This is a genomic window from Gammaproteobacteria bacterium (assembly GCA_027296625.1).
Taxonomy (GTDB): Bacteria; Pseudomonadota; Gammaproteobacteria; order JAKEHO01; family JAKEHO01; genus JAKEHO01.
In genome coordinates this window covers 22,994-32,124 of sequence record JAPUIX010000048.1, presented here as the reverse complement: position 1 = coordinate 32,124, position 9,131 = coordinate 22,994, and the positions used below count along the sequence as shown (strand labels likewise).

The window sequence follows — 9,131 nt, the reverse complement described above, 5'->3', positions numbered from 1 at the left end:
GGTACCAGTCAATACCGCCAAATGGGTCGTGGCTGAGTTAATCACCCGTGGCAAAGTCCGGCGTGCGTATCTGGGTGTCATAGCACAGTCCCGGCCGATCAGTCGTCGGCTCCAACGTCATTTGGGGCCACGGGGCGATACGGCAGTGGAGGTGCTCTCGATTGAGAAACAGGGGCCTGCGCATCAAGGTGGGGTGCGCGAGGGCGATGTGATCATCGCGGTCAATGGGCAGCCTATTGCGACGGTGGACGACATTCATCGCATACTTACGGATTGGTCGAGTGGTACACCTGTGATGCTCAGCGTAGTACGCCGTGGTAGGGAACGGGAAATCAGGGTGATTCCAGACGAGCAGTAAACATGTCACAGACCATGACTCCTTAGTTATCTCCGAGGTGCTTACATTAATATTGGACGATGGGAGGGGTAGATTATGAGTAACACGTGGGCAATTGTTGTCGTAGGCCTTCTCGTTTTTCTGATTATATTGGTAGTAGTGTCCTACCTTGTGGAAGCCATGCGTTCTGCACCAAAGATACCGACAACGCTTAAATGGGATCCGAAGATTCGCATCGCATATGTAGACGTTGATGGCGTCAGGCTCCGGTATATCACGGTGGGAACTGGCCCGACGTTGGTGTTGTTACATACGCTTCGCACGCAACTCGACATCTTTCAGAAGGTGATTCCAGAACTCTCGAAACAGTTTAAGGTTTATGCCCTTGATTATCCCGGGCACGGATTCTCGGATATCCCAAAGGTGGAGTATAAGCCGGAAGTTTTTGTCCATGCGGTAGCAGGATTTCTGGATAAGGTGGACGTGAACGATGCGATCGTGGCGGGCATCTCGATCGGCGGTTCCATTTCTTTGATTCTCGCGGCACATCAGCATCCGCGTGTGAAGAAGGTTATTTCGATTAACCCCTATGATTATGCCAAGGGGCGTGGCATCCAGCGAAGCTCGGCGGTCGCGAACCTTATTTTTTCGTTGAGCCATGTTCCTATCATTGGACCAACAGTAATGCGTTTACGTAACCCAATGGTAGAGGAGAAGATCCTGGAAGGAGGCGTTGCGTACCCTGAAGCTTTGCCGCCCGAATTTAAAAAAGAAATGTTCGAAGTTGGTTGTCGACCAGGCCACTATGAGGCCTTTATTTCCGTGATACGAAACGCTAGTGGCTGGGATGATGCGCGGGCTGAATATGGGCAGATTAAGGTGCCTGTACTTTTGGTCTATGGTGAGCACGACTGGTCACGGCCTGACGAGCGCGATGCAAATCAAAAGACGATTCCGGGAGCCGAGATGACAATCGTGAAGGACGCGGGTCATTTTATGTCCCTGGACGCCCCCGACGATGTTGTTCGGTTGATAAAGCAATTTGGTGGATCTGCGGCTTAGGCGCCGGTCGAAAAACTTGCAACAATAAGTCATCCGATCAGTAGAGCAGCGAGCTGCCCCGGTTTGGTCTAGAATTCAATCAGGTCTTCTGTTCTTTGGGACTCCCGCCAGTGTCATCGCTCTTTATCCAGTCTTAAACGGGCTTGAGCTTGGCAAGAAATGTGTTTTAAATACAGTAGCTTGATAGATTTTCCATAACAAAGCTCGTGGGATTTACAATCGACCCATCATATAATGGCCTTACAGCCTATTCCCGCTCGATATAGTGGCTACTGTCTAGTGAGAAATGTATACCACGCTAATCGATACTAGGCGCCTGAGCCAACACCTGGATGATCCGGATTGGGTCATTGTGGATTGCCGGTTTGATCTCATGAATCCGGAGGTAGGTGAAGACGCATATCTTGACAGCCACATCCCCAAAGCGGTGTTTGCTCATCTGGATCATGATCTCAGTGAACCGCCTGTGGCAGGTCGCGGACGTCATCCAATGCCAACGTCTGAGGCGTTACGTGATCTTTTTAGTCGTCTCGGGATCGAGCAAGGCAAGCAGGTTGTCACATACGATGGAGTATGTGGTGCATTTGCAGCCAGGTTATGGTGGATGTTGCGGTACATGGGGCACCATGGGGTTGCGGTATTAGATGGTGGTTGGCAGGCTTGGCGGGACGCCGGCCTACCCACACAACGGGGAAGAGAGACGAACACACCGGCGAATTTTAATGGAACGGCGCAAACGACATGGCTCGTGAGCATCGACGAAGTGCCTGAAGTTCCGTTGCTCATCGATTCGCGTGAATCCGCCCGGTATAAGGGTGACTATGAACCCCTTGATCGTGTGGCGGGACATATCCCTGGAGCAACCAACTATTTCTGGAAAAATAATCTAGCGGAGGATGGTCGGTTTTTGTCGCCTGAGAAATTGCGACAAAGCCTAAAGAAGTTGACTAGGGGCGCTCCAATAAGTGATGCAGTATTCTATTGCGGATCTGGTGTGACCGCCTGTCATAACCTGCTTGCCGTAGTTCATGCAGGATTGCCAGATGCACGTCTGTATGCCGGCTCATGGAGCGAGTGGTCATCGGATCCCGGGCGTGGTGTGGCGACCGGCACTGATTAGTTATCCGGGTAGATCTCGCAAAAGAACGAGGATAGGGCAAGTGCCCTGCAGGCTTGGGGGCATTCCTACCCTTACGAGCCAGATGCTTGAGTGGTTAAGGTGGTTGACTGGGAAGCACAAAGTATGGAGAAATAGGGTGTCCCATAATATAAATAAAGTGCGATTCATGCCCAATAAATTGCCCCACGTCTTAGGTCTCCTCGCAGCAGCTGGTTTCTTCGTTGCAGGTGAGGCGTCTGCCCATTTCGCGAAGGATATGATGTGGGTAATCAGTAGTGGTTTGGGAGGAAACGGCGTGGGTGGGCGATCCTTTGCCTATCATCCAATCGAAGACGACAAGATTGAGTGGTACAAGGGATCGGTAGCAGGGATTAGAGGAGCTCGCGCATTCACGATTGAATTACCCGATCACGTTGCCCAACCGCTTGTGATCAGTCAGTTTGCGAGACCGTCTTTAGAAGCTTTCAGACAAGAAGAAGAGATCCGGTTGATTATTATAGTCGTCGCCAGCACGGTATTTGTTTTTTCGCTCGTAGGATGCATCCTGGTTCTTATGCACAGAGACAGAGGTCCGATAGTCAGTGATCGAGTGGGACCATCTGTGCCACGCGCGTTTCTCATCGATACCTATGGTTTTACCAATCAGATGAGGCATGAACTCGGTGCGAAACCAACTATGTTAGGCCGTGTAGCCGGTACCGATAGTGAGCATATCAACTATATCGTTGTTGGATTCAGCACCGTGAGTCGCCGGCACGCTGCCATAGAATACAAAGAATCAGCTTTCTTTATCGCCGATCGAGGAAGCCTTAATGGCACTTATGTTAATGACCAGCAAATAAGTGGTGATGTTCGTCTGATGCATGGGGATCGAATACGTATTAACAGGTTTGAATTTGAGTTTGTAATATCCGATTTGATATTTTCCGGAAAAACCCGTGAGGTGGGTAGGCCGGTTTCAACAAAGCCTGAACCCATATTAGTCGATGAGATAGAAGAAGAGGAATCGCCTGATCTAGATAAAACGATCCAAGCCGGCAAGAAGTCAGGATCTGAGAAGATGGTTGATGCACTAAAATTCGCCACTGTACGTAGTGTAGGCGTTAAGGTCCACTCGGGGATGTACAAGGCTGAACGAGGGGGAAAAGTACAGTACGTTCACGCGATTCCAAATGGGGTGTTGCCTCAGCCGCGCCGGAAGGAGAACAATCTGTGGCTCGTCGCACAAGGCATCGGCACCTGGAATCAAAAAGGTTTCCGTTAACAGACCCTTGTTTACACGTTACGAGGCAGTTGCACATGCGACAGGCTATTCTTCCGGGTAGCCTGTCGTTTTATTTTTCACTTGATGAGGTATGGCTTGTTGGAGCTGGAGAGGAAGGGTCTTGCCGCATTCTTGAATCCATTCCAGCCTAAAGTGCTTGCTGATAGATGGAGTTAGTGGCACACAAGCATCATAGTTAAATGGAACGGCGCTGGAACCTTTTATCTCTACTGGCAAACGGCGATTTTCATTCCGGCGAAAGTCTGGGAGCTCGGTTAGGCATCAGTCGTGCTGCGGTTTGGAAGCGTGTTAAATCGCTGCAGCGTTATGGTCTTGACGTGCGGGGCGTGCCAGGCAAAGGATACTGTCTGGCGAGGGCGATCGAGTTGCTGGATCGTGAGCGGATACTGTTTGGAATTGAATCATCTGCCAGAGATCTGTTGACTCGGATCGATATCTATTTTGAGACGGATTCTACCAATCAGCGCTTACTTGATCGTCTAGATCACGCACATGGAAATGTGTGTTTGGCTGAGTTTCAGACAGCTGGCAGGGGCCGGCGCGGCAGTTGCTGGGTGTCACCTCTAGGGGCAGGCGTCTGTTTATCGATCGGTTGGTGCTTTGATAGCTTTCCTGACGCACTGACAGGCCTCGCGTTAGCCGGCAGTGTAGCGGTTGTGCGCACGCTTCGTGCGTTCGGTATCACGGGTGTGGGACTAAAGTGGCCGAATGATGTGATGTGGCAGGGACGCAAGTTGGCCGGGGTACTATTGGAAATGCGTGGTGAATCAACGGGACCCTGTTACGTCGTCGCAGGGATCGGTTTAAACGTTGCGTTTCCGGTGACCCCGCAGCCGGAGGTCGGACAACCTTGGGTGGATATGGTGAGTATTGTGCAGACTCCGGTATCCCGTAACAAACTTTCGGCTAAGTTGATTTCAGATCTGCTGATCGTGCTGCAAGCCTATGCGAGGCACGGTTTTGCTGGCTTTCGAGACGAATGGGCGCAATACGATTTGATCAGCGGTCAGTCGGTAACCCTGACGTTACCAGATAAGCAGCTCGTCGGACATGTCGTTGGCATCGACCCCCATGGTGGGCTGATGATGTCTGTAAACGGTTCTGTACAGACTTTCACTTCCGGTGAGGTCAGCCTGAGACTGCACACTTGATCTTTTTAGTCGACATCGGCAATACCCGGATCAAATGGGGGAACCTAATACGGGATAAGGTAGCCTCATCGGGTATAGCGTCGTACGACGTCCTCGATCTCAGTAAGCTACTTGACGAGCATTGGCATGCGCTTTCTCCACCATCACGTATCATGGTGTCAAATGTTGCTGGCGCCCAGGTAGCTAATGTCCTAAGTACTTGGACTGCTAAGATCTGGCAAATCGAACCGGAGTTTGTGGCTGTTCAGAGTAAAAGTTTTGGTGTAACAAACGGCTATCGTGAGCACCAGCGCCTGGGGGTGGATCGCTGGGTGGCACTGATCGGCGCATGGCATAGATTCAAAGCGCCAACCTGTATTATTGACTGTGGCACCGCGATTACCATCGATGCGCTGTCTGGCCGTGGTGAGCATCTGGGTGGGCTCATCATTCCGGGCCTGACGATGATGCAGTTGGCTTTAACTGAACGTACTCACGGAATCTCAGGAAAGATGAAAGGAAGTATCTCACGCTTGGCTCGTGATACCCACGACGGCATCGCATCTGGCTGCTATTATGCGGTGGTCGCATTTATTAATCGCATTGTCGCCGATTTGGCCAGCGACCTTGGGACGGGCCTGAGATGTATCATAACCGGTGGCTCTGCTGAAGCCCTGTTGCCATTGTTGGGGAACACATTCATCTATGATAGAGACCTTGTTCTTAACGGATTGGCGGTGATTGCAAATAGCGACCAATGAAGTGGTTGTGCGTATCAATATTGGTGTTGAACGTCGCTTATTTTGCCTGGGCATTTGACCAGCAGGTCAAAGCGGACGTGCGTCAAGCGATGCAGTCCGACCCTATCCCCCCAGATGTGGAGCGGCTGCATTTATTGAGCGAATTCGACACACTCCCTGAGGTTCGTGCTGTGTCGGCGATAGCTCAGGCGGATCAGCGCCATGGGCAAACGCCATCGGTGCCGATGCCTGAGCCGCTTGCACAAGCGGCTGAGTCCGCTTCGGACAGAACGCTGGGCGACACACCCGAAACAGATTCGCTTACTGCTGATAACGCTGCCGCGTCGCCTGCGGCTGTAACAGAGTCTGTAGCTCCTGTTGAAGTCTGTTATTCAATCGGTCCTTTTGATGATGAACGCGATGCAATCGGGGTGGATGACTGGTTCCGGGAGCGACGATCCTTTACACGCCGACGCGTTGCAGATGACACCGGCCACAAGCTGTTCTGGATATACCTTGAACCCATGAAGTCCCGGGCGGTTGCGGAGAAAACCATCGCAGAACTGCAGAAGCAGAATATTCAAGATTATATGTTAGTCAACAAGGGCGATTTGAGAAACGCTATTTCATTAGGTCTTTTTTCTTCGCAGGCTTCCGTTAATAGGAGGCTCGGGGAACTGGAAAGCAAAGGATATAAGCCTATTGTGGTGCCGTATTATAATGCGACGCCAGTTTATTGGGTCGACGTGAGATTTATGCAGAATGAGAATTTGACGGACGCAATGTTTGAAGAGTTTGTATCGACGTTAAGCTCGCCGCCGGTCCGCTGCCAGGGAATTGCCATGGCATCTCCGAATCCATAAAATGAATTTGTTGGCTGTTGACTATCGCGTTCATAAATCCACAGATGTCATCGTTCTTTGTGCCCCGATAGTTAAATGGTATAACCGATGATTTGTAATCATCAGTTGGGGGTTCGACTCCCTCTCGGGGCTCCAATGCTTGCCCTCTAGCACATCCAAACTCCGTGATTGGCTATGCGGGCGAGATTGGTTGATGATCGCGCCGCTTTTTTACTGTAAGGGGTCAGTGTCCTGCGTCTGTTCTGCTGTGAGGGGCGCGCTCGAACTATGACGACGGAGCCATCTCACGAGGTCTATCCACATACTATTTATCTCCGACGCGCTCGGCATGGTCTCGGCATAGGGCAACTCGACTGTGACGACTTCAATCTGATTTTGCACACCGGCATAGTTTCCAAGCGATCCGGGATAGGTACCGAACAGATTAAAATATAAATTTCCCAATTTGTAAGGGTCCCCTGGTTGTAGATCATAGTCTTCGCTACTAAGCGGCGCTTTGACGGAGACGATCACATCGGGGCGGAACTGCTCGATTTCATTCACTAACCAGCGAGTCTCAGGCTCACTCAGCGGTCCGGTACCTGGAAAGCGTTGCGGATGGCGATTCGTATGCTCCATCCAATAACCGATCACTTCTTCTTCCCAGTCCGGCATGGGAAAGTTACGGTTTAGATCGACCCCATTCGCGTTTATCCGTTGCGATCTGTCTCTTAGGAGGCCGTCAGGGTTGAGCACAGGAACGATAATCCAATGGAACATTCCAGAGTGGTGCTCGTTCAGGATATTCATCCACTTGAAGATGATACTGACAGAGGCATACTCGTCGCCGTGAATCCCTCCAAAGAGCATCACACGCGCCAGCGGTTCGCGCCTTGGCAGAGGAGGATATTCCTTGTAGAGAATCGGGATGTCCTCAACCGAACGGCTTTGCGATTCGATGAGTTCCTGGTTTAAGCATTCGTTGAGCCCAACGCTTGCGAGCTTGTTGGCTATCCATTGGCATACCATATCAATTGTGGGTTCGCCTTCAGCCTTTGCCGGTGGGCCGGCGATAATCATGAAGCCTAGAGCGAATGTCCAAACAAAGCGTCTTTTGGTTATCATGATGTCCCGAACTGATAGTGGATAAATAGGCCACAAAATATGACAGCCCCAAACCAATTGTTGTTAAGGAAGGCTTGGAAACAATTTTGTGGTTTGCGATCCTTTATGAGGTATTGCTGATAGGCACCAAGAGCTGCTGCAATTGTAACTCCAGCATAGTAACTGATTCCAAGTTCAGCCTGTTTCCCGATTATAATTAGCACAACCAGCATTAATATCTGAATAATGCCTATTATTGGTCGATCTGCGTCATCGAACAGAATGGCCGTAGATTTAACACCTACCTGCAAATCGTCTTCTCGGTCTACCATCGCGTACATGGTGTCATATGCAACTGCCCAGAGTACAGTGGCAACGAGCAATAGCCAGGCAATCTCAGGTATCGTGTTTGTCTGGGCGGCAAACGCCATGGGGACTGCCCAACTAAAAGCGAGGCCAAGATTGAACTGTGGCAGATAGGTATAACGCTTCATGAATGGATACATCGCGGCCAGCAGGAGCGCGACAACTGCCAGTAGCACTGTTAGGCGATTCATGAGTAAGACCAACAAGAATGCCAACGACACAAGGACAGCACTGAGTGCCAATGCCTCATCTGCACTCACCTTGTCTGCCGGGATCGGACGGTTACGCGTGCGGGCAACCTGTGCATCGAAGTCCCGGTCTGCGTAATCATTTATTACGCATCCTGCTGAGCGCATTATCACCACGCCCAAAATAAAGACGATCAGCACAAGCGGGTCCGGAACCCCTTCGGCGGCTATCCATAAGGCCCATAATGTCGGCCACAGCAGTAGAAAGATCCCAATTGGCTTATTCAATCGCATCAACAGCGCATATTGTGTGAGCCTGTCCTTGACGAATGGCCATTCCTGATACGCCAAATCAGCATATCGCTTCCAGAAATTACGTAGAGCGGTCAGCATAAGGAGTCGTTTCGTGGTACGGGGTAATTTCAGGCAAGAATACTTCAACAACCAACAAAGGATTACCTTCTACAGTGAATACTGAGCGTCGGCCCCACATGAACTCGCCGGGATCAAGTGCATCTTGGGTGGCAAGGGAAAAGAGTTTCTCTTGTGGCGATATTTTGGCAATTTCTACTACGCTGCGTGGGGTATTGCGATCGCCAAACAAGATATCACCTAGGGGTCGGGAGCCTAGCGAAGCCAGACGCTGACGTGATCCCTTCAAAGTCATGGCTGGGATGATGGTGCGGGCGTATACCCAAGGACGTTCGTTGCATAGCAAATAGACCTGTCGGATCAGGGCCTGTTCATCAGGACGTAGGCTAAGGAGGCATGCCTCGTCATCCATCGGCGAATTCCACCTCTGATCCCTGAGGTGCACCTGGAAGTTTCCATTACATGCCTGCTGCAGGCGGCGCGTAAGCGATTCTTGCTCCAATAACCACCCTCGTAGATCCATGGGTAGGTCATCGCGGGTGATCTCTTCTCGTGGTTGCCAGTTAGGATTCAAGGCATACAACC

Annotated in this window: 10 protein-coding genes and 1 tRNA gene; 8 read left to right on the top strand and 3 right to left on the bottom strand. The window is 51.0% G+C overall.

Translation table 11 applies throughout. The features are described 5' to 3' along the window. The 8 genes from O6944_02720 to O6944_02685 all read left to right on the top strand — a co-directional run. On the top strand, positions 1 to 358 hold a 358-nt coding region (locus O6944_02720; GenBank protein MCZ6718052.1), incomplete at its 5' end, for a PDZ domain-containing protein. A gap of 75 nt (positions 359 to 433) precedes the next feature. Next, a complete protein-coding gene (locus O6944_02715; protein ID MCZ6718051.1) occupies positions 434 to 1,399 on the top strand; it encodes an alpha/beta hydrolase in 966 nt (321 codons plus the stop codon). Between the two features lie 286 nt (positions 1,400 to 1,685). Next, positions 1,686 to 2,519, top strand: coding sequence for a sulfurtransferase (locus O6944_02710; GenBank protein MCZ6718050.1), 834 nt, complete (start codon positions 1,686 to 1,688; stop codon positions 2,517 to 2,519). A gap of 166 nt (positions 2,520 to 2,685) precedes the next feature. Then, positions 2,686 to 3,783, top strand: coding sequence for an FHA domain-containing protein (locus O6944_02705; protein MCZ6718049.1), 1,098 nt, complete (start codon positions 2,686 to 2,688; stop codon positions 3,781 to 3,783). A 200-nt stretch (positions 3,784 to 3,983) separates the two neighbouring features. Then, the gene (gene birA / locus O6944_02700; GenBank protein ID MCZ6718048.1) at positions 3,984 to 4,955 is read left to right on the top strand and encodes a bifunctional biotin--[acetyl-CoA-carboxylase] ligase/biotin operon repressor BirA; all 972 of its coding nucleotides are present in this window, start codon (positions 3,984 to 3,986) and stop codon (positions 4,953 to 4,955) included. After that, entirely contained in the window at positions 4,952 to 5,695 is a 744-nt protein-coding gene (locus O6944_02695) for a type III pantothenate kinase (protein MCZ6718047.1), read from the top strand. Before birA ends, O6944_02695 begins: the two co-directional genes overlap by 4 nt. Next, a complete protein-coding gene (locus O6944_02690) occupies positions 5,692 to 6,537 on the top strand; it encodes an SPOR domain-containing protein (protein ID MCZ6718046.1) in 846 nt (281 codons plus the stop codon). Before O6944_02695 ends, O6944_02690 begins: the two co-directional genes overlap by 4 nt. Before the next feature lie 61 nt (positions 6,538 to 6,598). Beyond that, positions 6,599 to 6,672: transfer RNA gene (locus O6944_02685), tRNA-Thr, on the top strand. Positions 6,673 to 6,747: 75 nt separating this feature from the next. Here O6944_02685 and O6944_02680 read toward each other — a convergent pair. The 3 genes from O6944_02680 to O6944_02670 are packed head-to-tail and all read right to left on the bottom strand — an operon-like array spanning position 6,748 to position 9,120. Next, positions 6,748 to 7,641, bottom strand: a complete 894-nt coding sequence (locus O6944_02680; protein MCZ6718045.1) for a M14 family zinc carboxypeptidase — start codon at positions 7,639 to 7,641, stop codon at positions 6,748 to 6,750. After that, a complete protein-coding gene (gene ubiA / locus O6944_02675; protein ID MCZ6718044.1) occupies positions 7,638 to 8,567 on the bottom strand; it encodes a 4-hydroxybenzoate octaprenyltransferase in 930 nt (309 codons plus the stop codon). The genes O6944_02680 and ubiA overlap by 4 nt, the downstream gene beginning before the upstream one ends. After that, a complete protein-coding gene (locus O6944_02670; GenBank protein ID MCZ6718043.1) occupies positions 8,548 to 9,120 on the bottom strand; it encodes a chorismate lyase in 573 nt (190 codons plus the stop codon). The genes ubiA and O6944_02670 overlap by 20 nt, the downstream gene beginning before the upstream one ends. Positions 9,121 to 9,131 lie beyond the last annotated feature (11 nt).